Raw genomic sequence first — 25,584 nt, 5'->3', positions numbered from 1 at the left:
AGTCTTTTTATCGGAAGAGGTTGTACAAAATTATGACATCGCTGGTCGTTCCTGGTCTGGATACGTTGCGTCAATGGCTCGATGACCTGGGGATGAGTTTTTTTGAATGTGATAACTGTCAGGCGCTACATCTGCCGCATATGCAGAATTTCGACGGTGTTTTTGATGCCAAAATCGACCTGATTGATAACACGATCCTGTTTTCTGCCATGGCGGAAGTCAGACCTTCAGCCGTGTTGCCGCTGGCGGCGGATTTATCGGCTATCAATGCCAGTTCGCTGACGGTGAAAGCATTTCTTGATATGCAGGATGATAATCTGCCAAAGCTGGTGGTTTGCCAGTCTTTATCCGTTATGCAGGGCGTAACCTATGAACAGTTTTCATGGTTCGTACGCCAGAGTGAAGAGCAGATTTCGATGGTCATCCTTGAAGCCAATGCCCATCAACTGCTGTTGCCGACTGACGATGAAGGGCAAAATAACGTTACCGAAAACTATTTCCTACACTGATAACTCTTTTTGAGCACGCAGTCGCTGCCGCAGTGACTGCGCATCATAATATTTCCTGCTGAATTTAACCTTTCCTTAAAGATTTTTTCACTTGTCTTGTGCCGAATTCGCTTTATCACATAGAGCAAATACGCATAAAAATTTGTTAAATACTGTTTTTTAATTACAGCTATAGTTTCAAACCCTGGCTAAAGTTATTCTTGCGAGGCTTTTATATAGCGAGCAATGCTGGCCGGGAGAGAGTTCTCTTTTCTTGCGCCGCGCCGATAAAAAATATGCACGTTTATTGCATATCTTTCAGTGTGACAACTTTTGTTCGTTTGTTAACGAACTTTCAGAAGGAAAGAGATATGACTGCCTTAAATAAAAAATGGCTATCGGGTCTGGTTGCAGGTGCTCTGATGGCCGTCTCTGTCGGCACGCTCGCGGCTGAACAAAAAACACTCCACATTTATAACTGGTCTGATTATATCGCCCCGGATACGGTGGCAAATTTTGAAAAAGAGACGGGTATAAAAGTCGTCTACGATGTTTTCGATTCCAACGAAGTATTGGAAGGCAAATTAATGGCGGGGAGCACCGGCTTTGATCTTGTCGTTCCGTCAGCCAGTTTTCTTGAACGCCAGCTGACTGCTGGTGTATTCCAGCCGTTGGATAAAAGCAAATTGCCAGAATGGAAGAATCTCGATCCAGAACTGCTGAAGCTGGTGGCAAAACACGATCCCGACAATAAATTTGCTATGCCGTATATGTGGGCGACCACCGGAATTGGCTATAACGTCGATAAAGTCAAAGCCGTACTAGGCGAAAACGCGCCAGTTGATAGCTGGGACTTGATCCTCAAACCTGAAAATCTGGAAAAACTGAAAAGCTGCGGTGTCTCTTTCCTTGACGCACCGGAAGAAGTTTTTGCTACCGTGCTGAATTATCTCGGCAAAGACCCCAACAGCACTAAAGCGGATGATTACACTGGCCCGGCAACCGATCTGCTATTAAAGCTGCGTCCAAATATTCGTTATTTCCATTCATCTCAATACATTAACGATCTGGCGAATGGCGATATCTGCGTCGCTATTGGCTGGGCGGGCGATGTGTGGCAGGCATCTAACCGCGCGAAAGAAGCGAAAAACGGTGTGAATGTTTCTTTCTCGATTCCTAAAGAAGGAGCGATGGCATTCTTTGATGTGTTTGCTATGCCTGCTGATGCTAAAAACAAAGACGAAGCCTATCAGTTTCTGAATTATCTGCTGCGTCCGGATGTGATAGCGCATATTTCCGACCATGTGTTCTATGCCAACGCCAACAAAGAAGCTACGCCGCTGGTGAGTGCGGAAGTCCGTGATAACCCAGGAATTTATCCTCCGGCGGATGTTCGCGCCAAAATGTTCACACTACAAGTGCAGGACCCGAAAATTGATCGGGTGCGCACTCGCGCCTGGACCAAAGTGAAGAGCGGAAAATAATCTGCTGTTGTAGAAGCCGGACGGGAGCACCATTCCCGCCGGCAATTCGCACCATTAAGGTGCGCTTGCACACATTAAATGCCGGAGAGCAGCCGTGAATGACGCTATCCCTCGCCCGCAGGCGAAAACCCGTAAGGCGCTGACGCCGCTATTAGAAATCCGCAATCTGACCAAATCTTATGATGGTCAACATGCGGTCGATGATGTCAGCCTGACCATCTATAAAGGCGAAATATTTGCACTGTTGGGCGCATCCGGCTGTGGTAAATCCACGCTGCTGCGTATGCTGGCAGGTTTTGAACAACCTTCTGCCGGGCAGATTATGCTTGATGGCGTCGATTTGTCACAGGTGCCGCCTTACCTGCGCCCCATCAATATGATGTTTCAGTCTTACGCGCTGTTTCCGCATATGACCGTGGAACAGAACATCGCTTTTGGCCTGAAACAAGACAAACTACCGAAAGCGGAAATTGCCAGCCGGGTCAACGAGATGCTGGGGCTGGTGCATATGCAGGAGTTTACCAAACGCAAACCGCATCAGCTTTCCGGCGGTCAGCGTCAACGTGTGGCCCTGGCCCGAAGCCTCGCCAAACGCCCGAAACTATTACTGCTCGACGAACCGATGGGGGCGCTGGATAAAAAGCTGCGTGACCGGATGCAGCTTGAAGTGGTGGATATTCTGGAGCGCGTCGGCGTGACCTGCGTAATGGTTACTCACGATCAGGAAGAGGCGATGACTATGGCGGGGCGTATCGCCATTATGAATCGCGGAAAATTTGTTCAGATTGGCGAGCCGGAAGAGATTTACGAACATCCGACTACCCGCTACAGCGCCGAGTTTATTGGTTCAGTCAACGTCTTTGAAGGGCTACTAAAAGAGCGTCAGGAAGACGGTCTGTTGCTCGATTCACCGGGGCTGGTCCATCCGCTGAAAGTCGATCCGCTGGCGTCAGTAGTCGATAACGTGCCGGTACACGTGGCGCTGCGCCCAGAAAAAATCATGCTTTGCGAGGAGCCTCCCGCCAATGGTTGTAACTTCGCGGTAGGGGAGGTGATACATATTGCCTATCTCGGGGATCTTTCGGTGTATCACGTTCGCCTGAAAAGCGGGCAGATGATTAGCGCCCAGCTACAAAACGCGCATCGTCACCGCAAAGGGCTACCGACCTGGGGTGATGAAGTTCGTTTATGTTGGGAAGTGGACAGTTGTGTGGTGCTGACGGTTTAAGGAGCAAAGATGAGTACACTTGAACCACCTGTCCAGCCGGGCGGGTTAAAACAGTGGCTTACGCAGTGGCAGATGAAGCACGGGCGCAAACTGGTGATTGCGCTGCCGTATATCTGGTTGATTTTGCTATTTCTGCTGCCATTTCTGATCGTCTTTAAAATAAGCCTTGCAGAGATGGCGCGCGCCATTCCGCCTTATACCGAACTGATGGAGTGGGCCGACGGGCAATTGTCGCTCACCCTCAATCTTGGTAATTTCCTGCAACTGACCGACGATCCACTCTATTTCGATGCTTATCTCCAGTCGTTACAGGTGGCAGCGATTTCGACAGTTTGTTGTTTGCTGCTTGGTTATCCGCTGGCGTGGGCTGTGGCGCACAGTAAACCATCGACCCGCAATATCTTATTGCTGCTGGTGATCTTACCGTCGTGGACCTCGTTTTTGATCCGCGTTTATGCCTGGATGGGAATATTAAAAAACAATGGCGTGCTGAATAACTTCCTGCTGTGGCTGGGCGTTATCGATCAACCGCTGACCATTCTGCATACCAACCTGGCAGTCTATATTGGCATTGTTTACGCCTATGTGCCGTTTATGGTGTTGCCTATCTACACCGCGTTGACGCGTATTGATTATTCGCTGGTGGAAGCAGCACTGGATCTCGGCGCACGACCGATGAAAACCTTCTTTACTGTTATTGTGCCACTCACTAAAGGCGGAATTATTGCCGGATCGATGCTGGTCTTTATTCCTGCGGTTGGCGAGTTTGTGATCCCGGAACTGCTCGGCGGCCCGGATAGCATCATGATTGGCCGCGTGTTGTGGCAGGAGTTCTTCAATAACCGTGACTGGCCCGTAGCCTCGGCAGTGGCGATTGTCATGTTGTTGCTGTTAATCGTGCCTATTATGTGGTTCCACAAGTATCAGCAAAAAAGTGTGGGAGAACACGGATGAATAACTTACCGATCGTTCGTTCGCCCTGGCGGATTGTAATTTTACTGCTGGGCTTCACCTTTCTTTATGCGCCGATGCTGATGCTGGTTATCTATTCATTTAACAGCTCTAAGCTGGTGACGGTGTGGGCGGGTTGGTCAACGCGTTGGTACGGTGAGTTATTGCGCGATGACGCAATGATGAGTGCAGTTGGTTTAAGTCTGACAATTGCTGCCTGTGCGGCAACGGCGGCGGCAGTTCTCGGAACTATTGCGGCGGTGGTGCTGGTACGCTTTGGACGGTTTCGGGGATCAAACGGTTTTGCTTTTATGATAACCGCGCCGTTAGTCATGCCGGATGTGATCACGGGCTTGTCGCTATTGCTATTGTTTGTCGCGCTTGCACACGCCATTGGCTGGCCAGCGGATCGTGGCATGCTCACCATCTGGCTGGCACATGTCACTTTCTGTACCGCCTATGTGGCGGTCGTAATTTCTTCGCGCCTGCGGGAACTTGATCGCTCTATTGAAGAAGCGGCGATGGATCTCGGTGCGATGCCGCTAAAAGTGTTTTTTGTCATTACGCTACCGATGATTATGCCCGCAATCATTTCTGGTTGGTTACTGGCTTTTACCCTGTCGCTCGATGATCTGGTGATCGCCAGCTTTGTTTCCGGCCCAGGAGCCACAACGCTGCCGATGCTGGTCTTCTCCAGCGTACGGATGGGGGTGAATCCGGAAATTAACGCACTTGCAACGTTAATTCTCGGCGCGGTCGGAATTGTCGGATTTATCGCCTGGTATCTGATGGCGCGCGCAGAAAAGCAGCGGATACGCGATATCCAGCGTGCAAGACGTGGCTGAAGACACTAAAATTTGCCCACCTGGCTACATAATGCCGCCCATGTCGCGGCATTGTTTTCATGGAAGACGAACCGTTGGGATTTTTTAAGAAAACATCTTCATCACATGCTCGTCTGAATGTGCCTGCGCTGGTGCAGGTGGCGGCGCTCGCCATTATTATGATCCGTGGCCTCGACGTGCTGATGATTTTCAATACGCTGGGCGTGCGCGGCATTGGCGAGTTCATTCATCGCAGCGTACAAACCTGGAGTTTAACGCTGGTCTTTTTAAGCAGTCTGGCGCTGGTTTTTATTGAGATCTGGTGTGCGTTCTCGCTGGTGAAAGGGCGTAGTTGGGCGCGCTGGCTGTATCTGCTGACACAAATCACTGCGGCCAGTTATCTGTGGGCGGCCTCGCTCGGTTATGGTTATCCGGAGCTGTTCAGCATTCCCGGTGAATCGAAACGTGAAATCTTCCATAGCCTGATGCTGCAGAAGCTGCCGGATATGCTCATCCTGATGCTGCTGTTCGTTCCCGCGACCAGTCGGCGGTTCTTCCAGTTGCAATAATGTGTATAATCGTCGCCCCTGATGATGTGAAGGTCAATGTATGCAGTGCGCACTTTACGACGCGGGTCGCTGTCGGTCCTGTCAGTGGATAACGCAGCCGATTCCAGAGCAACTTTCCGCTAAAACCGCCGATCTTAAAAATCTGCTCGCCGATTTTCCGGTCGTGGAATGGTGTGCGCCGGTGTCTGGCCCGGAGAGAGGGTTTCGTAATAAAGCCAAAATGGTGGTGAGTGGTAGCGTAGAAAAACCACTGCTCGGTATGCTGCATCGCGACGGCACGCCGGAAGACCTTTGCGACTGCCCGCTTTATCCTGCCTCATTTGCGCCCGTTTTTGCGGCGCTGAAACCGTTTATCGCCCGTGCGGGGCTAACGCCTTATAACGTGGCGCGTAAGCGTGGCGAACTGAAATACATTCTGCTGACCGAAAGCCAGACAGACGGCGGTATGATGCTGCGCTTTGTACTGCGTTCTGACACCAAGCTGGCGCAACTGCGTAAGGCGCTGCCGTGGTTACAGGACCAACTGCCGCAGCTGAAAGTTATTACCGTCAACATTCAGCCGGTACATATGGCGATTATGGAAGGGGAGACGGAGATCTACCTTACGGAACAACAGGCACTGGCGGAGCGTTTTAACGATGTGCCGCTGTGGATCCGCCCGCAAAGTTTCTTCCAGACTAATCCGGCGGTCGCCAGTCAACTGTACGCCACCGCGCGCGACTGGGTACGGCAACTGCCGGTCAAACATATGTGGGATTTGTTCTGCGGCGTGGGCGGTTTTGGTTTGCATTGCGCGACGCCAGAAATGCAACTCACGGGCATCGAAATTGCACCTGAGGCGATTGCTTGTGCCAGACAGTCGGCTAACGAACTGGGCTTAACGCGACTGCAATTTCAGGCGCTGGACTCTACCCAGTTTGCCACCGCTCAGGGGCAAGTGCCGGATCTCGTGCTGGTCAACCCACCGCGTCGCGGCATTGGTAAACCACTGTGTGATTATCTCTCACAGATGGCACCGCGCTTTATCATCTACTCCAGCTGTAACGCCCAAACGATGGCGAAAGATATCCGGGAACTGCCTGGCTACCGCATTGAGCGGGTACAGCTTTTCGATATGTTCCCTCACACCGCGCATTATGAAGTGCTGACCTTGCTGGCGAAAATTTAAACACATCACGGTAATAAATTTTTCAGCAACAACTATTCACTCAAAATAATAATCGTGATCGATCGATTAATAATAACCGATCGATCACGATTATATATCGCTCTATTTTTGCAAATCAAATCACAAATAATCAAATAAGATCTTTAATTGAACTGTTTTGATTACTACAGTGCGTTTACCGAATACATGCAGAGGCATCGCTTAGCGAAACACAAAATTTCCTGAAACTTTATTAACGTCAGCAGAAGGTTCATGCATTGACAACGGAAATGTACGCTTATGGAGGGCGTTCCGACGATGTTTGCCAAATTCATAGATGTTATTCAAACGTTTTTAACTGAACCGGCAATTTTAATTGGTTTGCTGGTGGGTATTGGTTATGCCCTTGATAAGAAATCGCCAATAAAAATTATTACCGGCATGGTAAGCGCCATGGTGGGATTAATGATGGTGTTATTTGGTGGTTTCCAGTTTTCCGCAACATTTAAACCGGTAGCAGAAGCCGTAAGTAAAGCCTATGGTGTTCACGGGTATTTAATGGATTCCTACGCGATGAAAGCGGCAACGCAAATTGCGTTGGGAGATAATTTTGGTTACGTAGGTTATGTATTTGTTCTGGCATTTTTTACCAACCTGCTGCTGGTATTATTTGGTCGGTATACTGGTGCCAAAGGGATATTTTTGACAGGGAATACCGGTGTTTCACATTCTCAGGCGGTATTATGGTTGATTGTCTTTTGGCTGGGTTTTAGCTGGACTACATCCATCATTATTGCCGGAGTATTAACGGGGGTATTCTGGGCTTTCTCCACCACGCTCATTGTTAAGCCCATTGCCAAAGTGACCAAAGATGCTGGTTTTACCATTGCTCATAACCAGATGTTGGGATTGTGGTTTTTCTCCAAATTTGCGCATAAATTTGGTGACCCTGAAAAGCACGATGCTGAAAACCTGAAACTCCCCGGTTGGCTGGCGATTTTTAACCATAACGTAACGGCTATCGCCATTGTGATGACGCTGTTTGTTGGTGGTTTCTTGCTCTCAACGGGTATCGATAATGTTCAGTTAATGGCGAAAGGTAAGCCCTGGTATATCTATATTATCAACCTCGGTTTACAGTTTTCGATGTACATGGTCATCCTTCTACAAGGTGTGCGGATGATGGTGGGCGAAATTAACGGTTCGTTTAAAGGCTGGCAAGATCGCTTTATTCCTAACGCTATTCCTGCTGTCGATGTCGCCGCGCTGTTACCATTTTCACCAAACGCGGCGACGTTAGGCTTCGTCTTCTGTACTTTTGGCACCATTTTCTCGATGGGGATCTTATTACTGATCCACAGCCCAATTATGGTATTGCCTGGCTTTGTACCGTTATTTTTCTCAGGTGGTCCGATTGGTGTATTAGCGAACCGAATGGGCGGATACCGTTCCGTTATTATCTGTACATTCTTGCTGGGTATTATTCAGACCTTCGGTACGGTGTGGGCTATTCCGTTAACCGGACTTGCTGAAAATGGCGTCGGCTGGACAGGAATATTTGACTGGGCAACCGTATGGCCTGCTATTTGTGAAGTTCTGAAATTTATTGCTGCAACATTCCATCTTGGTCCTTACGCGGGTTAATTAAATATTAAGGGTTTAAAAATGAAAGATACAATTAATATTCTGTTTGTCTGTGGTTACGGTGTCGGTAGTAGCGTTATGTTACAAACGGTAGTTAAAAAAGCGCTGACCAAATATGATTTCAAAGTTGAAATGGAACATACCGCCGCAGGCGAAGTAGGCGGATTTACCGACTGGGCGGATATTTTCGCCATTTCGAAAAAGTTACTCGATGTGGTTAGTCTTGACCCGAAACATGGTCAATATTTGATCCCGATTGAAAATATTATGGACGGTGAAACTATTGGTCAGCAAATTTACGAAGTGGTTCAGCAACATTATCCACATTTAATTAATCAATAAGGTAGGGCGTAATGAGAGCGATTATTCTGCTGTTCGATAGTCTGAATAAACGTTATCTGCCACCTTATGGCGATGCGTTAACCAAAGCGCCTAATTTCCAACGTCTGGCGGCTCATGCCGCCACCTTTGAAAACAGTTACGTCGGCAGTATGCCGTGTATGCCTGCCCGACGTGAATTACACACTGGCCGCTGTAACTTCCTGCACCGGGAGTGGGGGCCGTTGGAACCTTTTGATGACTCTATGCCGGAGCTACTCAAAAAAGCAGGTATTTATACCCATTTAATCAGCGATCATTTGCATTATTGGGAAGATGGGGGCGGAAATTACCATAATCGCTATTGTTCATGGGAAATTATCCGTGGTCAGGAAGGCGATCACTGGCAGGCGAGTGTAGCGGAACCGCATATTCCCGAGGTGTTACAGGTGCCACAAAAACAGACCGGCGGCGGCGTTTCTGGCCTGTGGCGGCATGACTGGGTCAACCGGGAATATATTCAACAGGAAGCGGATTTTCCTCAAACCAAAGTGTTTGATGCGGGCTGTGCCTTTATCCACAAAAATCACGCGCAAGATAACTGGTTATTGCAGGTCGAAACGTTTGATCCACACGAGCCGTTTCACACAACGGTTGAGTATCTTTCCTTGTATGAAGATAACTGGGACGGGCCGCATTATGACTGGCCGCGTGGTCGGGTGCAGGAGAGTGACGAGGCCGTGGAGCATATCCGCTGCAGCTATCGCTCGCTGGTATCGATGTGCGATCGCAACCTGGGGCGCATTCTCGATCTGATGGACCAGCACGATCTGTGGCGAGATACCATGCTGATTGTCGGCACTGACCACGGTTTTTTACTCGGTGAGCATGGCTGGTGGGCGAAGAACCAGATGCCTTATTACAACGAAGTTGCCAATAATCCGTTGTTTATCTGGGATCCGCGCAGTGGTGTAAAAGGCGAGCGGCGACAAGCGCTGGTGCAAATGATTGACTGGGCGCCAACGTTGTATGACTTTTTTCAACAGCCAGTGCCGCCAGATGTGCAGGGGCAACCGCTGGCGAAAACGGTCAGCCATGATGAACCGGTACGTAGTGCGGCGATGTTTGGTGTCTTCAGTGGTCATGTTAACGTAACCGATGGGCGTTACGTCTATATGCGTGCCGCGCTGCCGGGGCGTGAGGATGATATTGCTAATTACACGTTAATGCCTGCCAAAATGAACAGTCGCTATCCGGTGGATGAGATGCGGGCTTTATCGCTGGTCCCGCCGCTTCGTTTCACCAAAGGATTACAGGTGTTACGCATTCCGGCACAGGAGAAATATAAAGGGCTGAATCAATTTGGTCATTTGCTGTTTGATTTGCAAGACGATCCGCAGCAGTTACATCCGATTCATGATGATGCGATCGAGTCCCGGATGATCGAATTGCTGATTCAGTTGATGAAAGACAATGATGCACCGCCAGAGCAGTTCCAGCGTTTGGGGCTGGCGTAGAAAGGTGATCTTGCCGGAGTTGGCGTTCGCCCACTCCGGCTTATTAATATTTACTGCGGGAACCACTGGTCGCTAATTTTCTGATATGTACCGTCGGCTTTAATTGCCGCCAGAGCGTTATTCAGTTTTTCCAGCAGGGATTTGTTATCTGGACGTACAGCAATGCCAAGGCCGGTGCCGAAGTACTGCGGATCGGTCACTTTCTCAGTTGCAACGCCCAGTTGTGGATTGGTTTTCAGCCATTCATTAACCACCGCCGTGTCGCCAAATACGCCATCAATACGGCCATTTTTCAGATCGATAAAGGCATTTTGGTAACTGTCATAGGAGACAGTTTTCACTTCCGGGTGCTGATCTTGAATATATTTCTGGTGCGTAGTGCCGTTTTCCATCCCAATGCGTTTGCCTTTCAGGTCAGCAAACGTTTTGTAGGTATCTTTTTTGGCAATGACGACAGCTGAGTTTTCGTAGTAGGGCGTGGTAAACGATACCTGCTTGCTACGCTCTGGCGTGATATCCATACCAGAGATAACGGCGTCATATTTCCTGAATTTCAGTGACGGGATCAGGCTGTCGAAAGCGTGATTGGTGAAAGTACATTCTGCCTGCATCTGTGTGCATAACGCTTTTGCCAGGTCGATATCAAAGCCGACGATCTGGTTATTGGCATCCATCGACTCGAACGGAGGATAGGTCGCTGATACGCCAAAATTGATTTTCTCTGCGGCAGAAGCGCCGAACGCACAGGATGCGAGTAAAGCGGCAAGAACTAACTTTTTCATGATGGAACTCCCGTCTGTCAATCTTATGGTTATTGGCCGTGTCTGCGGCATGGGGTTACAATGCCATCAAATGAATTTATATGCAATAAATGTGACTAAATATTTTTTAAAGCATAAAAAAAGACGGACAACTTAGTGGGTTATCCGTCTTGATGATAAAAACTTATGCACTATGCAGGCCGGATAAGGCGTTCACGCCGCATCCGGCACTGGCACCGTGCAGGTGTCTGATGCGACGCTGGTGCGTCTTATCAGACCTACAAAACCGTACGCAGCTACATTAATTCCGCCGCTCGAACGCCAGCGCTTTGCGCTCAATAAGACGCATCATCAGCGTCAGCAGACCATTAACGATCAGGTAAATAATCCCCGCTGCGCCAAATACCATCACATCGTAGGTGCGCCCGTACAGTAACTGGCTGTAACCCATCACTTCCATCAGCGTAATGGTGTAAGCAAGCGAAGTACTTTTGAACACCAGCACCACTTCGTTGGAATAAGAAGAGAGTGAGCGTTTAAAGGCATACGGCAGCAGGATCGCCAGCGTATCTTTTTTGCTCATTCCCAGTGCGCTACAGGATTGCCATTGACCTTCCGGGATCGCGCGAATGGCACCGTAAAACAGCTGCGTGGTATACGCCGCACTGTTCAGCGATAACGCAATCAGCGCACATAACCACGGTTCTGACAACAGATGCCATAGCGCCGGATATTCCTGCAACGTCGGGAACTGACCTGGACCGTAGTAAATCAGGAAGATCTGCACCAACAGCGGTGTACCGGTAAACAGCGTGATATAGCCACGCACCAGCCATACCAGCACCGGCGTTTTCAGCGTCAGAATGATGGTAAAAATCAACGCCAGAATCAGCGCCACAATCAGCGAGGCAACGGTTAGCGTCAGGCTGGTATGCAGCCCTTTCATTAGTTCGGGTAAATACTCAAACATCAGCCAGGCCTCCGCTCAAAACGTGTCGCGCGCAGGTCAATGCGTTTGAGAATGTACTGACTCAACAGAGTAATCACCAGGTAAATCGCCGCCGCCACAATGTACCAGGTAAATGGCTCCTGGGTACGAGTGGCGATGCTTTTGGTTTGCAACATTAAGTCATTCACACTGATTAAACTGACCAGCGCGGTATCTTTCAGCAGCACCAGCCACTGATTACCGAGGCCAGGCAACGCATGACGCCACATTTGTGGCATCACCAGACGAAAGAAGATAGCCGATTTTGACAGCCCCAGCGCCTGACCAGATTCCCACTGGCCAACTGGCACCGCTTTTAATGCACCACGCAGCGTTTGCGAGGCATAGGCGGCATATAGCAGCGATAGAGCGATGACACCACAAAGGAACGGACTGACGTCAAAGTTCTCGATGTCCATCTGCACCGGGATCTGTACGATCCCAAGATTGATGGTGAAGCCATCCGCAAGCGTCAGCAGCAGCTGTGAGGAACCAAAATAGATAAACAGCACCACCAGAATTTCTGGCAGGCCGCGCAGGACCGTCACCAGCGCTGAACCTGCCCACGCGACAGGGCGCCATTTTGCCGACTCCCACACCGCAAAGAACATCGCCAGTGCCAGTCCGACAATCAATGCACAAACGGCAAGGCCGACGGTCATCCCGGCGGCGCTTGCTAAAGGGAAAAATTCATTCATCAGGAATTACTTCTGGAACCATTTGTTGTAGATGGTTTCGTAAGTGCCATCTTTCTTCACTTTTTCCAGCGCAGCATTGAATTTCTGCTGCAATTCAGTGTTGCCCTGACGTACTGCAATGCCGAGGCCAGTGCCGAAGTAATCTTTGTCGGTCACTTTATCGCCCACAGCCGCCAGTTTCGGGTTGTCTTTCAGCCATTCAGTTACCACTGCGGTGTCACCGAATACGCTGTCGATACGACCGTTTTGCAGATCCAGTTTTGCGTTCTGGTAGCTGTCATACGGCACGGTGGTGATTTCCGGGTGCTTATCCATAATGAATTTCTGGTGCGTCGTCCCGTTCTGTACGCCGACTTTTTTGCCTTTCAGCTGATCAACGCTGGTGTATTTACCTTGCTGACCCACAAACAGTGCGGAGTTGTCATAGTACGGCGTCGTAAACAGCACCTGCTTTTCACGCTCCGGGGTGATATCCATCCCGGCCATCACCGCTTCTACGCGACGAAATTTCAGGCTTGGGATCAGGCTGTCAAACGCCTGGTTAGAGAAAGTGCAGGTCGCATCAATTTCTTTACACAGTGCCTGTGCCAGGTCGACGTCAAAACCGACGATCTGGTTATTCGCATCCATCGATTCAAACGGAGGATAAGAGGCTTCGGTAGCAAAACGAATGGTTTCGGCGGCTGTGGCGGAAAGGCTAAAACCTGCAATTAACGCGGCAATCAGAACTTTTTTCATTGTTGTTATCCCGAATCTTAGTGAGAGAGATAGTTTTTAAATGCTTCGGTCTGCGGCTCGGTAAAGCAGCTCGCGTCGCCTTGTTCTACGATGTGACCGTTTTCCATATACACCACACGGCTGGCGGTTTTACGCGCCACTTCAACTTCGTGGGTGACGATCACCTGGGTAATGTTAGTTTCCGCCAGCTCACGAATAATGCTGACGATTTGTGCGGTAATTTCCGGATCCAGCGCGGCGGTCGGTTCATCAAACAGCAGTACCTGCGGTTCCATCATCAGCGCGCGGGCGATAGCAACACGTTGCTGCTGGCCACCAGAAAGATGCAGCGGGTAACGATCGCTATAAGGTTTGAGACGCAGACGTTCCAGCAGTTTTTCTGCACGGGCCAGCGCCTGATCTTTACTCAAGCCGAGTACGCGGCAGGGCGCTTCAATCAGGTTTTGCTGCACGGTGAGATGCGGCCACAGATTGTATTGCTGAAACACCATACCGACGTTACGACGCAGCTCGCGGATCGCTTTGTCAGATGGCGTTTTAGTGAAATCGAAATGGTTGCCTGCAATGTTGAGCGTACCGGAGCGCGGCATCTCTAGCAGATTGAGTACACGCAGCAGCGAGCTTTTCCCCGCGCCACTGGGGCCAAGTAACACCAGCGTTTCGCCTTGCGGGCAATCCAGCGTGATATCGAACAGCGCCTGGTGTGCGCCGTAGAAGCAATTAATGCCGTTTAATTGAATACTCATTGACACTCGTATACTGGCAGTCGGATAGCTATTGAAGTCGAAGATACTACCTTTGACAGAATAATTATGCAATATTTCTGCTTTAAAAGTTAAAAGCAAAGCGCATTATTCAATAAACATAGCACAAAATAACGGCGGCGAAGGGCGGCGAGCATAAATGTCGGCATTCTTCACAGAATGCCAGACAATTTATGGGGGTTATAATCTAATCAAGGGATTAACGGTTCTCAACGGACTGACGTAATGTTCCTGCTTTGGCGTGAACGCTGCCACCTAAATAGCGCACATCGTCGATCACCCAACACTGTCCTTCCTGAATCATCAGCACTTCATCCTGCCAGCTCTGGTCGCCTTGTTTCAGATCCACCCGCAGCGGAATATTGCGCGCATCGCGATTTGGGATGGTCGAGGCGCTGGCAACTTGTGCGCTGTCAGGCAAGGTGGTGCGACTGGAGAACGGATCGCTGCTTAATAATTCGCGATGGCTGTTATCGCGGCTGGCATCACTCAGCAAAGTTGCCAGTTTGTCACTTAAATATGGGCGCAGAGCGGTAATGTCGTTACTGCGGTGCGAAATGCGATAGTCATAAAACTGCTGGGCCACGCTGTCAGGTCCGCCCTGGACGCAAGAACCTGTGCGGGAGCCGTTGTCTTTATAGGCTGGTGTGACGGTGGTACAAGCACTGAGTAGCAGTGCGCAAGGGATAATCATGGTCAATTTGCTGTAGCGCATAATCATTTCCTTATAAGCGATCGCTCTGAAAGCGTTCTACGATAATAATGATATCCTTTCAATAATAGCGTATCAGTCCGATAATGCTTTGAAGATCGAAGGCTTAGAAAACAAGGAGATCGATCATGCAATTTTCCACAACCCCAACACTTGAAGGCCAGACCATCGTTGAATATTGCGGTGTGGTGACCGGCGAAGCGATTTTAGGCGCTAACATTTTTCGCGATTTCTTTGCAGGGATCCGCGATATCGTTGGCGGACGTTCCGGTGCGTATGAAAAAGAACTGCGTAAAGCGCGGGAGATAGCCTTTGAGGAGCTTGGTGAGCAGGCGCGAGCGCTGGGGGCTGACGCCGTGGTCGGCATTGATATCGACTACGAAACGGTCGGGCAAAATGGCAGTATGCTGATGGTTAGCGTCAGCGGAACGGCGGTGAAAACGCGTCGATGAGGAGAGTCTTCTGGCTGGTTGCCGCCGCTTTGTTCCTGGCTGGGTGCGCAGGCGAAAAAGGCATTGTCGAGAAAGAGGGATACCAGCTTGATACCCGGCGCCAGGCACAGGCGGCGTATCCGCGCATTAAAGTTTTGGTGATCCACTACACGGCTGAGGACTTTGATACGTCACTGGCGACACTGACCGATAAGCACGTGAGTTCGCATTATCTGGTTCCTGCCGTGCCTCCACTTTACAACGGCAAGCCGCGTATCTGGCAACTGGTGCCAGAACAGGAACTGGCCTGGCATGCGGGGAGCAGCGCCTGGCGTGGCGCGACACGAATTAACGACACCTCTATAGGTATTGAGCTGGAAAATCGCGGCTGGCAAAAATCAGCGGGGGGCAAATATTTTGCGCCATTTGAACCGACACAAATTCAGGCGCTCATTCCACTGGCGAAGGATATTATCGCCCGCTATCACATCAAACCAGAAAACGTAGTGGCTCATGCAGATATTGCGCCGCAGCGCAAAGATGATCCCGGGCCGTTATTTCCGTGGCAACAACTGGCGCAGCAGGGGATTGGTGCCTGGCCAGATGCGCAGCGGGTGAACTTTTATCTTACCGGGCGTGCGCCGCATACACCGGTAGATACCGCCTCATTGCTGGAACTGTTGGCCCGTTACGGCTATGACGTGAAACCAGAAATGACTCCAGGCGAACAGCAACGAGTGATTATGGCTTTCCAGATGCACTTCCGCCCGACGTTATATAACGGCGAAGCGGATGCAGAAACTCTGGCCATCGCACAAGCGTTGCTGGAGAAATACGGTCAGGATTAGCGCGGCAGTTTTCCGTGGTCGCGTAACCAGGCGGCAGTTTTCTCGATCCCTTCATCCAGCGTGATGACAGGCTGATAACCTAACTCTTCCTGTGCACGCGTAATATCCAGCGTAAAGTCAAAATTCAACTTGGAGACGCCGTAGTGAGTTAGCGGCGGCTCTTTCGCTGACTTGCGGCCTAAACGCTCCATACTGCGGGCGATCATATCCAGCATCGGGTAGGGAACCGAACGAATACGGCAATCAATATTTAGTTCGTCGATGAGCTTCTGAACGATGCTGCGCAGTGTACGATGTTCGCCGTTGGTGATGTTATATACCCTGCCGGAAGGCAGTTTGTCGCAGTTTTCCTGGCTTGCCAGCCACATGGCATGCACGGCATTTTCGTAGTAGGTCATATCGACGAGCGCACTGCCGCCGTGCGGTAACAGAATGCTGCCGTAGTGGTGCATCATATGTGCCAGGCGGGGAATGAACACTTTATCGTGTGGCCCAAACAGACTTTGTGGACGCAGAATAGTAAAGCGTGTTTGTGGATTCGCCTGAGAGAGCATATTGATCACTTCTTCGCTGGCGGCTTTGCTGCGGGCAAATTCGTTGGCGAAGCGGTGAGGGCGAAAATCTTCTTTGATATCCCGGTGGTGGTGATAATCGAAGTACAGTGAAGGCGAAGAAATATGAATAAAGTTACGCACTCCCCAGGCAACAGCCCATTCGCCCAGGCGACGCGTGGCGCGAACGTTGGCCAGATCGAAAGCCTGCTGCGTTCCCCAGGGCGAGGTAAAGCTGGAGCAGTGCCACAGCGTATCAATGCCGGCGAGCATCACTTTAGCCTGCGATGAGACAAGTTCGGTCAGATCCGCCCGGACAAACTCTGCGCCCATTTTTTCCAGCAATTTGCCCATCGCTTCGTTGCGACCGGTCGCTCTCACGCTGATACCTTTCTGGCATAAAAACTCAACCGCGTTTCGACCTAAGCCGCTGGTGGCGCCGGTAACCAGTACCTTCATATCATTCCACTGTTGTTTATAAGACGACGTGCGCATTCTTTCGTGATTTCCCCCTTGATGCAATGGGAAACATGAAAGAATCACGCAGGTTTTTTTCGATTAATCTGTGATTTGTTCTGCAAGTCTGGCGATTCGTTTTGCCATGCCGCGAAAAATAAACAGATGCGCGGGGATCATGAAAAGCCAGTAAAACAGGCCTGGCATGCCGTGCGGATGCCAGAAAGCGCGAACGTCTATGGTGCGGTAGTCGCCTTTATCCTCCAGCGTAAAACAAAGTCGTCCCAGTCCCGGCGCTTTCATACCAAATAACAACGTAAGTTGTTTTTCCGGTTCAACGACAATCACTTTCCAGCTATCTACCGTATCGCCCGTCTGCAAATATTCCCGCTCAGGGCGACCTTTCGCCAGTTTATGACCGATCGCGCAGTCCATCAGCGCCCGGGCCTGCCACAAAATATTGCCAAAGAAGTAACGTTCTTTTCCGCCGATTTGATTGACCACGCGCCATAGTGCCTGAAGACTGGCGGAAGTTTTAACCGTAAAACCGGCCTGTTTGGCGAAATAACCGTATTCTGGTCGCCAGCGAGCAAAAGCCTGCGCGTCATATCCCCAGTCGCTGGAGTTGACCAGTTTTTCTTCCTCTTTCAACGTGCTACGTACCGCGTCATCGAAAGCGATCAGCGGTTGTGGAATGAGTGCACGTAACCCGGTGTCATCTGCCAGCAGATCGTGTTTCAGCCCCTGAATCAACGCTTTGGCAGTAGTAGAGGGAACGGAGGTAATCACATTGAGAAACCACACCGAAATCCAGCGGGTGGGAAAGGGGATGGGGATCAACCAGCGGCGTTTACCGCTCACGGTCATAAAATGTTCGAATTGTTGTTGATAACTGAGCACCTCTGGCCCGGCGGCTTCGAATATCCGATGTTCGCTGGCCGGATGGTCTAACAGCGCCACCAGATAGTGCAGCAGGTTTTCCAGCGCGATGGGCGTGGTGCGTGAACGTACCCAGCGTGGTGGCGTTAATACCGGCAGGTTGTAAACCATATCGCGCATCACTTCGAACGCTGCGGAACCTGCTCCAACGATAATTCCGGCACGTAATTCAGTAACTGGCACACCGGCTTCACGCAAGATATCCGCCGTAGCCTGGCGGGCGCGCAGATGATCCGACTGCTCGTGGGGCGGGGCCTGCAATGAACTGAGAAAGATTAATTGCTTCACTGGCACTTCGCGCAGAGCATCACGGACGTTGAGAGCAACCTGCCGCTCCTGAGCGATAAAATCACCGCCTTCGCCCATGCTGTGCACCAGAAAATAGACGGTATCGATATCCTGCAACAGGGCCGGAAGATTATCCGGCCAGCTAAGATCAACATTATGGCAACTGACGTTTGCCAGTTGCAGCTTTGTGAGCCTGTCGACATGACGTGCCGCCGCCAGGATCTGATGCCCTTGCTGGCTGAGTGCCTGCACCAGATGCTGACCAATGTAGCCACTGGCACCGAGAACTAAAATGCGTTGCGGCACGTCTCCCTCCTTAACGTGCTAAGAAAGCGCGCCAGTGAGCAGCGACTTCAGCCAGTTGCTCGCGCGAAACGTCGAGATGCGTCACCAGGCGGACAATCGGTGAGGCGTTAATCAGCACATTTCTCGCTTTCATGTATTCGCCTAACGCGGCGGCATTCTCTTCGCCGACGCGGACAAACAGCATATTGGTATCCTGACGCATTACATCCGCGCCCGCTTCACGCAACTGCTCCGCCATCCAGGCGGCGTTATCGTGGTCTTCCTGCAAGCGTTCGACGTTATTTTTCAGGGCATACATCCCGGCGGCAGCCAGAATGCCGGACTGGCGCATCCCACCACCCGTCATTTTCCGCCAGCGGATGGCTCGCTTAATGTAGTCACGGTTACCAACCAGTAACGAACCGACTGGCGTACCAAGACCTTTCGACAGACAAATGGTGAACGAATCACAATATTGCGTGATCTCTTTCAGTTCGCAGCCGTAAGCCACTACGGCGTTAAAGATGCGCGCGCCGTCAACGTGCAGCGCCAGATTGCGCTCGCGGGTAAATTCCCATGCCTGTTTCAGGTATTCACGCGGCAACACTTTGCCGTTGTGGGTGTTTTCGAGACTGAGCAATTTGGTGCGGGCGAAGTGAATATCGTCGGGTTTGATTTTCATCGCTACTTTATCCAGCGGTAGCGTGCCGTCGGCAGCAGCGTCGATGGGTTGCGGTTGAATACTGCCCAGTACCGCTGCGCCACCGGCTTCAAACAGATAGTTATGCGCTGCCTGACCGACAATATACTCTTCGCCGCGTTCGCAGTGACTGAGCAGAGCGACCAGGTTGGCCTGAGTGCCGGTAGGCAGAAAAATGGCGGCTTCTTTACCGGAAAGTTCTGCCGCATAGTCCTGCAGAGCATTAACGGTAGGGTCGTCTCCGTAAACGTCGTCCCCAACCGGGGCGGCCATCATCGCTTCGAGCATGGCGCGGCTCGGTCGGGTAACGGTATCACTGCGTAAATCAATCATGGCATGTCCTTATTTATGACGGGAAATGCCACCCTTTTTACCTTAGCCAGTTTGTTTTCGCCAGTTCGATTACTTCATCGCCACGTCCGCTGATGATTGCGCGCAGCATATACAGACTAAAACCTTTTGCCTGTTCGAGTTTGATCTGCGGCGGAATGGCTAATTCTTCTTTTGCAACCACCACATCCACCAGCACCGGACCGTCGATGGAGAAGGCGCGTTGCAGGGCTTCATCGACTTCAGACGCTTTTTCCACGCGAATACCCGTAATACCGCACGCTTCAGCAATGCGGGCAAAGTTGGTGTCGTGCAGTTCGGTGCCGTCAGTCAAATAGCCACCAGCTTTCATCTCCATCGCCACGAAGCCCAGCACACTGTTGTTAAAGACGATAATTTTCACCGGCAGTTTCATTTGTACCACCGAGAGAAAATCACCCATCAGCATACTGAAACCGCCATCACCGCACATGGCGACCACCTGACGTTCCGGCTCTGTTGCCTGTGCTCCCAGCGCCTGAGGCATGGCATTGGCCATCGAACCGTGGTTAAACGAACCTAACAGGCGGCGTTTTCCGTTCATTTTCAGATAACGTGCCGCCCATACCGTAGGTGTGCCAACATCACAGGTAAAGATGGCGTCATCGGCAGCAAAATGGCTAATTTGCTGCGCCAGATATTGCGGGTGAATCGCTTTCTCGCTGGGTTTGGCTAAATCATCCAGCCCTTTACGGGCATCGCGGTAATTTTCCAGCGCCTTATCAAGGAATTTGCGATCGGTTTTTTCTTCCACCAGTGGCAGCAGTGCACGCAAGGTCGATTTGATATCGCCCACCAGCGCCATATCTACCTTGCTGTGCGCGCCGATGCTCGCTGGGTTTATATCAATCTGGATAATTTTGGCATCGGTCGGGTAGAAGGCGCGGTAGGGGAACTGGGTGCCGAGCAGCACTAAGGTGTCGGCGTTCATCATGGTATGGAAACCAGACGAGAAGCCGATTAATCCGGTCATTCCGACGTCATAGGGATTATCGTATTCGACATGTTCTTTACCGCGCAGGGCATGAACCACTGGCGCTTTAATTTTCCCGGCAAACTCTACTAACTCTTTATGCGCCCCGGCGCAGCCGCTACCGCACATCAGGGCGATATTGCTGGAGTAACGCAGCAGTTGCGCCAGTTTGCGTAACTCTTCTTCTTCAGGTGTGACAATGGGCAAGGGGGCGTGATACCAGTGTGTGGTTGCCCCTTCTGGCGCAGGTTTTAACGCCACATCGCCCGGTAACACGACAACCGAAACGCCACGGTTTAACACCGCTTTGCGCATGGCAATCGCCAGCACTTGTGGGATCTGCTCCGGGCTGGAAACCAGCTCGCAATAGTGACTACATTCGCGGAATAACTCTTGCGGGTGGGTTTCCTGGAAATAGCCGCTGCCAATCTCGCTGGAAGGAATATGGGCGGCAATCGCCAGTACCGGAACGTGATTGCGGTGGCAATCGAACAGGCCGTTAATTAAGTGCAGGTTGCCGGGGCCGCACGATCCGGCACAGACCGCCAGTTCTCCCGAAAGCTGGGCTTCAGCACCAGCGGCAAAGGCCGCAACTTCTTCATGACGGGTGGACATCCACTCGATGGTGCCCATTCGGTTAAGACTGTCGCTAAGACCGTTAAGAGAGTCGCCCGTCACTCCCCAGATGCGTTTGACCCCTGCTGATTCGAGCGTTTTGGCGATATAAGCTGCAACCGTTTGTTTCATGGTTTTCCATCTCCTGAATGTGATAACGGTAACAAGTTTAGTTCATCTGACGGAGGGGGAAGGGATGGGAGAAAAAGGAGGCACTAACGGTTAAACAGCCCGATGACAGGAATATCATCGGGCATAAGGTGATTACGCGAGAACCATATCCCCCTGCGGATGGCAGGAGCAGGCCAGTACGTAACCTTCAGCGATTTCGGCGTCGGTCAGCGTCATGGTGCTGCTCACCGTATATTCACCAGAAACCACTTTCGTCTTACAGCAACCGCAAACACCCGCACGGCACGCGGCGACAACCGGAACTTTATTGCTTTCCAGTGCTTCCAACAGCGTGGTACCAACCGGGGCGTAAAATTCTTGCGCCGGTTGCAGTTTGGTGAATTTCAGACCACTGGTTGCAGCTTCTGCCACTGGTGTAAAGAACTTCTCTTTAAAGAAGCGTGTCACACCGAGCGCTTTAACTTCCTGCTCTACCCAATCCATATACGGCACCGGGCCACAGGTCATCACAGTACGTGAGGCCAGGTCAGGAACGCTTTCCAGCAGTTCACGAGTCAGACGCCCGGCAACGAAACCGTCGGTAACGTTATTCTCCGCCACCAATGTCACCGGATAGTCACGCCACTCATCTGCGAAAATAACATCCTGCGGCGTGCGCACGTTGTAGATCACCTGCACATCGGCCTGCGGACGGTTCTTCGCCAGCCAGCGACGCATCGACATAATCGGCGTGACACCACAGCCTGCCGCCAGCAACAAGAATTTATCTTCTGCTTTATCGTCGCAGGTAAATTCCCCCATCGCGTCCGAAAGCCAGAGATAGTCACCGCGTTTTACATCGCGAGTCAGCCACTGGGAACCGACACCATCATCAATCCGCCGCACGGTCAGGGTGATGTATTCACTCACGCCTGGCGTGGAGGAGATGGTGTAAGCACGCAGCGTTTCTGCTGAGTTTCGCACGCTGACCAGCGCATATTGCCCTGCGCGATACGGATAGTAATCATGGCAAATCAGGGAAATCGTCCACACATCCGGCGTTTCTTGCTTAATGTGATGAACCTGCATCCGCCACGGGCATTGATTCGTTGGCATCGTCATCGACAAACTCCTTACGCGCTCAACAGTTGCTTCATGTCTTCTTCAACAGTGGTGATAGAACGCAGGCCGAATTTCTCATTCAGCACCGCCAGCAGGTCTGGCGTCAGGAAGCCTGGTGCGGTCGGGCCGGTGACGATATTTTTCACGCCCAGAGAAAGTAGCGTCAGCAGAATGACAATCGCTTTCTGTTCAAACCAGGAGAGCACCAGTGACAGCGGCAGATCGTTCACTCCACAGCCCAGTTTTTCTGCCAGCGTCACCGCCAGAATAATCGCTGAGTAAGCATCGTTACACTGACCTGCATCCACCAGACGTGGCAGACCTTCGATAGCGCCAAACTCGAGTTTGTTAAAGCGATATTTACCGCAGGCGAGGGTCAGGATCAGGCAGTCATCCGGTACGCTGGTGGCGAAATCGGTGAAGTAGTGACGCTCGCCGCGTGCGCCGTCACAGCCACCAAGCAGGAAGATATGACGCAGTTTTTCACGGCTCACCAGATCAATCAGCGTATCCGCCGCGCCAAGCAGCGTCTGACGGCCAAAGCCAACGGTGATCAGGTGCGGAATTTCGCTGTACGGGAAGCCCGCCATTTGTTGCGCCTGGGCGATAACCGCAGAGAAATCTTCGCCATCCAGATGACGAACGCCCGGCCAGCCAACAATGCTGCGGGTCCAGATACGATCGTCATAAGCGCCCACGGTTGGGTCGATGATGCAGTTAGAGGTCATCACGATGGGGCCAGGGAAGCGAGCGAACTCAACTTGCTGATTCTGCCAGCCGCTGCCGTAGTTACCGACCAGATGCTTGAATTTACGCAGCTCCGGGTAGCCGTGTGCAGGTAGCATTTCGCCGTGGGTGTAGACATTAACGCCCGTGCCTTCGGTCTGCTCCAGTAGGTTGTAGAGATCTTTAAGATCGTGGCCAGAAATCAGGATACATTTACCCGCCGTCGCTTTGACGTTGACCTGAGTTGGCGTTGGGTGACCGTATTTACCGGTTTCGCCTGCGTCCAGAATGCTCATCACTTTGAAGTTCATCTGGCCGATTTCCATTGAACACTCGAGAAGCGCGTTCATATCGGAAGGCCAGGTCCCCAGCCACGCCATGATTTTATGGTACTGGGCGTAAATATCGTTGTCGTATTGACCGAGAACGTGCGCGTGTTCCATATAGGCCGCCGCACCTTTCAGGCCATACAGACAGAGCAGACGCAGGCCGAGAATGTTTTCGCCAATCGCCGCTTTATCTTTATTCGGAGTAAATTCTGCCGCCTGACGTTGCAGCTCGCCCAGATCATCGCTCACCAGTTGCAGGTCAGCCATCGGGTTATCGACGCGGGCGTTGGCATCAACTGCCTGGCATTGCGCTTTCAGCGCCTCGCGCAAGGCAATCGCTTCACGAGCGTAGCCGACAATGCGCGGAGAATCGAAGTTAACGTTGGTCAGAGTTGAGAAAAATGCGCGTGGCGCGAAGCTGTCAACGTCATGGTTGATGATGCCGTATTCACGTGCTTTCACTGCCCAGGCAGAAAGCCCTTGCAGCGCCGCAATGAGTAAATCCTGAAGGTCAGAGGTTTCCGCCGTTTTACCACACATCCCCTGCGCGTATGAGCAGCCGTTTCCTGCCGGAGTACGGATAGTTTGTTCACATTGCACACAAAACATGATCACACCTTTAAAGTTATATTTAATATACATGTTTAAGATTAAGACGCTTAACGCGGGGATAAAAGGGATTTTTAGTGCAACTTTAAGGGAGATTGATTTAGCGCAATTTTGGCGGCAGGGATCTACCGCCAGAGAGGTATTATGCGGAGAAAAAGGCGATGAGAATTGGCACTAACAGGCTAAGGATAAAGCCGTGAACAATCGCTGCCGGGACCATCTCCAGCCCACCTGTACGCTGAAGAACGGGCAGGGTGAAATCCATTGATGTGGCACCGCATAAGCCCAGTGCAGTAGAACGGCTGCGGCGAATCAGGCCAGGGATCAACATAATGGCGATCAACTCACGAGCCAAGTCATTGAAGAACGCCGCGCTACCGATTACCGGACCAAAAGATTCGGTCAATAAGATCCCTGAAAGAGAATACCAGCCGAAACCGGAAGCCATTGCCAGCGCGGTATTGATGGGGAGATCAAGAATAAAGGCATTAATTAAACCGCCAATTAAAGAACTGGCAACCACCACTGCGGCGACAATCATTCCACGGCGATTAAGGACAATCTGCTTTAAGGTCATGCCATTGTTACGCAGCTGAATACCGACGAGGAAAAGTAACAGAATTAACGTGTATTCGCTGGCTTCGGTCGCGTGTTGTAAGAAACCTAATCCGCTAAGGCCAATAGCAAAACCAATCACCACGACGCCACACAGTTTCAGCGACTCCAGTGCCATCGCAATACGCGACGGCAATTTCTCTTGCTGGTGGCTATTGCGCCACGGCAAACCGCGTTCCAGCCACAGCAAGGCGACAATATTGCACAGTAAAATAATGGTAATACTGACAGCGGAATAATGCAGAATCGCCAATAGGTTACTGGCGAGATTATCGAGAAACGCCAGACTGATACCCATAAAAAAGAGAATGAGATAAACCATCCAGCTTAATAGCTGATTAATGCGTTTTAACGCAGCTTTTTGGCGAAGTGGAATGAGGTAACCCACAATCAGGGGAACCAGAATGATTAACAGCCCAGAAAACATGAAAACCCAGTCCTTGCAAAGAAGAAGTCGAAATGCGCGATGACACACTACTGAAAGCAGAAGGATGAGTAAAGTTACAATTAAAAGGAAACGTTATTCATCAGAAACAGTAGGGTATTCCTTTTCATTTAAAGATATTCTTGCGCTTTAATTACAAACCGCACCGGTGTTGGTGGCGTCAAAATCGCTGAGGCGTTCCCTGAAGGCAGGGGCAGCCCACATGGATGTGGGCTGAGGGCGCGTTTTACAGGGATGTTACCTCGCGCCCGACCCGTTAGCCGCAAGGGATAAGCCGAGGGTACCGCGCAGCGGCGATTTTGTTCGCCAGAGCCCGGGGGTGCAGGGGGCGGCGGCGATTG

At 51.2% G+C, this 25,584-nt stretch carries 25 protein-coding genes; 12 read left to right on the top strand and 13 right to left on the bottom strand.

The window, feature by feature from the left end:
* Positions 1-32 precede the first annotated feature (32 nt).
* From H9644_RS16860 to H9644_RS16815, 10 genes are all read left to right on the top strand, one after another.
* Complete coding sequence (locus tag H9644_RS16860) at positions 33-509, top strand: type III secretion system chaperone family protein (RefSeq protein WP_191775489.1); 477 nt, start codon at positions 33-35, stop codon at positions 507-509.
* A gap of 350 nt (positions 510-859) precedes the next feature.
* Complete coding sequence (potF, locus tag H9644_RS16855) at positions 860-1,972, top strand: spermidine/putrescine ABC transporter substrate-binding protein PotF (RefSeq protein ID WP_191775487.1); 1,113 nt, start codon at positions 860-862, stop codon at positions 1,970-1,972.
* Positions 1,973-2,066: 94 nt separating this feature from the next.
* The gene (gene potG / locus H9644_RS16850) at positions 2,067-3,200 is read left to right on the top strand and encodes a putrescine ABC transporter ATP-binding subunit PotG (protein WP_191775485.1); all 1,134 of its coding nucleotides are present in this window, start codon (positions 2,067-2,069) and stop codon (positions 3,198-3,200) included.
* A 9-nt stretch (positions 3,201-3,209) separates the two neighbouring features.
* Positions 3,210-4,154 (top strand): putrescine ABC transporter permease PotH, encoded by a 945-nt coding sequence (gene potH, locus H9644_RS16845; RefSeq protein WP_064530156.1) that lies wholly within the window; start codon positions 3,210-3,212, stop codon positions 4,152-4,154.
* Positions 4,151-4,996 carry a putrescine ABC transporter permease PotI gene (potI, locus tag H9644_RS16840; protein WP_064530157.1) on the top strand — a complete coding sequence of 282 codons (846 nt, stop codon included), beginning with the start codon at positions 4,151-4,153 and terminating at the stop codon, positions 4,994-4,996. The genes potH and potI overlap by 4 nt, the downstream gene beginning before the upstream one ends.
* A gap of 59 nt (positions 4,997-5,055) precedes the next feature.
* Positions 5,056-5,544: a YbjO family protein gene (locus H9644_RS16835; RefSeq protein ID WP_064530158.1), complete on the top strand. Its 489-nt coding sequence runs from the start codon at positions 5,056-5,058 to the stop codon at positions 5,542-5,544.
* 40 nt (positions 5,545-5,584) lie between these two features.
* A complete protein-coding gene (gene rlmC / locus H9644_RS16830) occupies positions 5,585-6,712 on the top strand; it encodes a 23S rRNA (uracil(747)-C(5))-methyltransferase RlmC (protein WP_191775484.1) in 1,128 nt (375 codons plus the stop codon).
* A gap of 279 nt (positions 6,713-6,991) precedes the next feature.
* Positions 6,992-8,335 carry a PTS sugar transporter subunit IIC gene (locus H9644_RS16825; protein WP_064530160.1) on the top strand — a complete coding sequence of 448 codons (1,344 nt, stop codon included), beginning with the start codon at positions 6,992-6,994 and terminating at the stop codon, positions 8,333-8,335.
* Between the two features lie 21 nt (positions 8,336-8,356).
* Positions 8,357-8,677 (top strand): PTS sugar transporter subunit IIB, encoded by a 321-nt coding sequence (locus H9644_RS16820; protein ID WP_064530161.1) that lies wholly within the window; start codon positions 8,357-8,359, stop codon positions 8,675-8,677.
* A gap of 11 nt (positions 8,678-8,688) precedes the next feature.
* The gene (locus tag H9644_RS16815; protein WP_191775482.1) at positions 8,689-10,170 is read left to right on the top strand and encodes a sulfatase; all 1,482 of its coding nucleotides are present in this window, start codon (positions 8,689-8,691) and stop codon (positions 10,168-10,170) included.
* Between the two features lie 50 nt (positions 10,171-10,220).
* Here H9644_RS16815 and artJ read toward each other — a convergent pair whose 3' ends face one another.
* The 6 genes from artJ to H9644_RS16785 form a co-directional block, all read right to left on the bottom strand.
* A complete protein-coding gene (gene artJ / locus H9644_RS16810) occupies positions 10,221-10,952 on the bottom strand; it encodes an arginine ABC transporter substrate-binding protein ArtJ (protein WP_064530163.1) in 732 nt (243 codons plus the stop codon).
* Between the two features lie 280 nt (positions 10,953-11,232).
* Positions 11,233-11,901 (bottom strand): arginine ABC transporter permease ArtM, encoded by a 669-nt coding sequence (gene artM / locus H9644_RS16805; RefSeq protein WP_000464489.1) that lies wholly within the window; start codon positions 11,899-11,901, stop codon positions 11,233-11,235.
* On the bottom strand, positions 11,901-12,617 hold the full coding sequence (gene artQ / locus H9644_RS16800) for an arginine ABC transporter permease ArtQ (RefSeq protein WP_180556328.1): 717 nt from the start codon (positions 12,615-12,617) through the stop codon (positions 11,901-11,903). Before artQ ends, artM begins: the two co-directional genes overlap by 1 nt.
* A 6-nt stretch (positions 12,618-12,623) precedes the next feature.
* Positions 12,624-13,355, bottom strand: coding sequence for an arginine ABC transporter substrate-binding protein ArtI (gene artI / locus H9644_RS16795; protein WP_064530165.1), 732 nt, complete (start codon positions 13,353-13,355; stop codon positions 12,624-12,626).
* A 17-nt stretch (positions 13,356-13,372) separates the two neighbouring features.
* Positions 13,373-14,101, bottom strand: coding sequence for an arginine ABC transporter ATP-binding protein ArtP (artP, locus tag H9644_RS16790; protein WP_000027211.1), 729 nt, complete (start codon positions 14,099-14,101; stop codon positions 13,373-13,375).
* A gap of 217 nt (positions 14,102-14,318) precedes the next feature.
* A complete protein-coding gene (locus tag H9644_RS16785) occupies positions 14,319-14,834 on the bottom strand; it encodes a lipoprotein (RefSeq protein ID WP_064530166.1) in 516 nt (171 codons plus the stop codon).
* A 125-nt stretch (positions 14,835-14,959) separates the two neighbouring features.
* Between H9644_RS16785 and H9644_RS16780 the strand changes: the two genes are divergently transcribed.
* Together H9644_RS16780 and amiD are read left to right on the top strand one after the other, a co-directional pair.
* Positions 14,960-15,283 carry a heavy metal-binding domain-containing protein gene (locus H9644_RS16780; RefSeq protein ID WP_001160732.1) on the top strand — a complete coding sequence of 108 codons (324 nt, stop codon included), beginning with the start codon at positions 14,960-14,962 and terminating at the stop codon, positions 15,281-15,283.
* The gene (gene amiD / locus H9644_RS16775) at positions 15,280-16,110 is read left to right on the top strand and encodes an N-acetylmuramoyl-L-alanine amidase AmiD (RefSeq protein WP_191775480.1); all 831 of its coding nucleotides are present in this window, start codon (positions 15,280-15,282) and stop codon (positions 16,108-16,110) included. The genes H9644_RS16780 and amiD overlap by 4 nt, the downstream gene beginning before the upstream one ends.
* Here the strand turns inward: amiD and H9644_RS16770 are convergent.
* From H9644_RS16770 to lysO, 7 genes are all read right to left on the bottom strand, one after another.
* Positions 16,107-17,120: an NAD-dependent epimerase/dehydratase family protein gene (locus H9644_RS16770; protein ID WP_064530195.1), complete on the bottom strand. Its 1,014-nt coding sequence runs from the start codon at positions 17,118-17,120 to the stop codon at positions 16,107-16,109. The genes amiD and H9644_RS16770 overlap by 4 nt on opposite strands.
* A 99-nt stretch (positions 17,121-17,219) precedes the next feature.
* Positions 17,220-18,650, bottom strand: coding sequence for an SDR family oxidoreductase (locus tag H9644_RS16765; RefSeq protein ID WP_191775478.1), 1,431 nt, complete (start codon positions 18,648-18,650; stop codon positions 17,220-17,222).
* Between the two features lie 10 nt (positions 18,651-18,660).
* Positions 18,661-19,662 (bottom strand): low-specificity L-threonine aldolase, encoded by a 1,002-nt coding sequence (gene ltaE, locus H9644_RS16760; protein WP_064530169.1) that lies wholly within the window; start codon positions 19,660-19,662, stop codon positions 18,661-18,663.
* Between the two features lie 37 nt (positions 19,663-19,699).
* On the bottom strand, positions 19,700-21,418 hold the full coding sequence (gene poxB / locus H9644_RS16755) for a ubiquinone-dependent pyruvate dehydrogenase (protein WP_191775476.1): 1,719 nt from the start codon (positions 21,416-21,418) through the stop codon (positions 19,700-19,702).
* 132 nt (positions 21,419-21,550) lie between these two features.
* Positions 21,551-22,519: an NADH oxidoreductase gene (hcr, locus tag H9644_RS16750; RefSeq protein WP_191775474.1), complete on the bottom strand. Its 969-nt coding sequence runs from the start codon at positions 22,517-22,519 to the stop codon at positions 21,551-21,553.
* 11 nt (positions 22,520-22,530) lie between these two features.
* Positions 22,531-24,183, bottom strand: coding sequence for a hydroxylamine reductase (hcp, locus tag H9644_RS16745; protein WP_191775471.1), 1,653 nt, complete (start codon positions 24,181-24,183; stop codon positions 22,531-22,533).
* A 142-nt stretch (positions 24,184-24,325) separates the two neighbouring features.
* On the bottom strand, positions 24,326-25,225 hold the full coding sequence (gene lysO, locus H9644_RS16740) for an L-lysine exporter LysO (protein ID WP_064530173.1): 900 nt from the start codon (positions 25,223-25,225) through the stop codon (positions 24,326-24,328).
* Positions 25,226-25,584: the final 359 nt, after the last annotated feature.

Source organism: Escherichia whittamii (genome assembly GCF_014836715.1).
Lineage (GTDB): Bacteria > Pseudomonadota > Gammaproteobacteria > Enterobacterales > Enterobacteriaceae > Escherichia > Escherichia whittamii.
This window is presented reverse-complemented; position numbering and strand designations above follow the sequence as displayed.

Bases quoted from the DNA above. Each gene is read 5' to 3' on its own strand.
- H9644_RS16860 (WP_191775489.1), top strand. From the start codon at position 33: ATGACATCGCTGGTCGTTCCTGGTCTGGATACGTTGCGTCAATGGCTC.
- potF (WP_191775487.1), top strand. From the start codon at position 860: ATGACTGCCTTAAATAAAAAATGGCTATCGGGTCTGGTTGCAGGTGCT.
- potH (WP_064530156.1), top strand. From the start codon at position 3,210: ATGAGTACACTTGAACCACCTGTCCAGCCGGGCGGGTTAAAACAGTGG.
- potI (WP_064530157.1), top strand. From the start codon at position 4,151: ATGAATAACTTACCGATCGTTCGTTCGCCCTGGCGGATTGTAATTTTA.
- H9644_RS16835 (WP_064530158.1), top strand. From the start codon at position 5,056: ATGGAAGACGAACCGTTGGGATTTTTTAAGAAAACATCTTCATCACAT.
- rlmC (WP_191775484.1), top strand. From the start codon at position 5,585: ATGCAGTGCGCACTTTACGACGCGGGTCGCTGTCGGTCCTGTCAGTGG.
- H9644_RS16825 (WP_064530160.1), top strand. From the start codon at position 6,992: ATGGAGGGCGTTCCGACGATGTTTGCCAAATTCATAGATGTTATTCAA.
- H9644_RS16820 (WP_064530161.1), top strand. From the start codon at position 8,357: ATGAAAGATACAATTAATATTCTGTTTGTCTGTGGTTACGGTGTCGGT.
- H9644_RS16815 (WP_191775482.1), top strand. From the start codon at position 8,689: ATGAGAGCGATTATTCTGCTGTTCGATAGTCTGAATAAACGTTATCTG.
- artJ (WP_064530163.1), bottom strand. From the start codon at position 10,952: ATGAAAAAGTTAGTTCTTGCCGCTTTACTCGCATCCTGTGCGTTCGGC.
- artM (WP_000464489.1), bottom strand. From the start codon at position 11,901: ATGTTTGAGTATTTACCCGAACTAATGAAAGGGCTGCATACCAGCCTG.
- artQ (WP_180556328.1), bottom strand. From the start codon at position 12,617: ATGAATGAATTTTTCCCTTTAGCAAGCGCCGCCGGGATGACCGTCGGC.
- artI (WP_064530165.1), bottom strand. From the start codon at position 13,355: ATGAAAAAAGTTCTGATTGCCGCGTTAATTGCAGGTTTTAGCCTTTCC.
- artP (WP_000027211.1), bottom strand. From the start codon at position 14,101: ATGAGTATTCAATTAAACGGCATTAATTGCTTCTACGGCGCACACCAG.
- H9644_RS16785 (WP_064530166.1), bottom strand. From the start codon at position 14,834: ATGCGCTACAGCAAATTGACCATGATTATCCCTTGCGCACTGCTACTC.
- H9644_RS16780 (WP_001160732.1), top strand. From the start codon at position 14,960: ATGCAATTTTCCACAACCCCAACACTTGAAGGCCAGACCATCGTTGAA.
- amiD (WP_191775480.1), top strand. From the start codon at position 15,280: ATGAGGAGAGTCTTCTGGCTGGTTGCCGCCGCTTTGTTCCTGGCTGGG.
- H9644_RS16770 (WP_064530195.1), bottom strand. From the start codon at position 17,120: ATGAAGGTACTGGTTACCGGCGCCACCAGCGGCTTAGGTCGAAACGCG.
- ltaE (WP_064530169.1), bottom strand. From the start codon at position 19,662: ATGATTGATTTACGCAGTGATACCGTTACCCGACCGAGCCGCGCCATG.
- poxB (WP_191775476.1), bottom strand. From the start codon at position 21,418: ATGAAACAAACGGTTGCAGCTTATATCGCCAAAACGCTCGAATCAGCA.
- hcr (WP_191775474.1), bottom strand. From the start codon at position 22,519: ATGACGATGCCAACGAATCAATGCCCGTGGCGGATGCAGGTTCATCAC.
- hcp (WP_191775471.1), bottom strand. From the start codon at position 24,183: ATGTTTTGTGTGCAATGTGAACAAACTATCCGTACTCCGGCAGGAAAC.
- lysO (WP_064530173.1), bottom strand. From the start codon at position 25,225: ATGTTTTCTGGGCTGTTAATCATTCTGGTTCCCCTGATTGTGGGTTAC.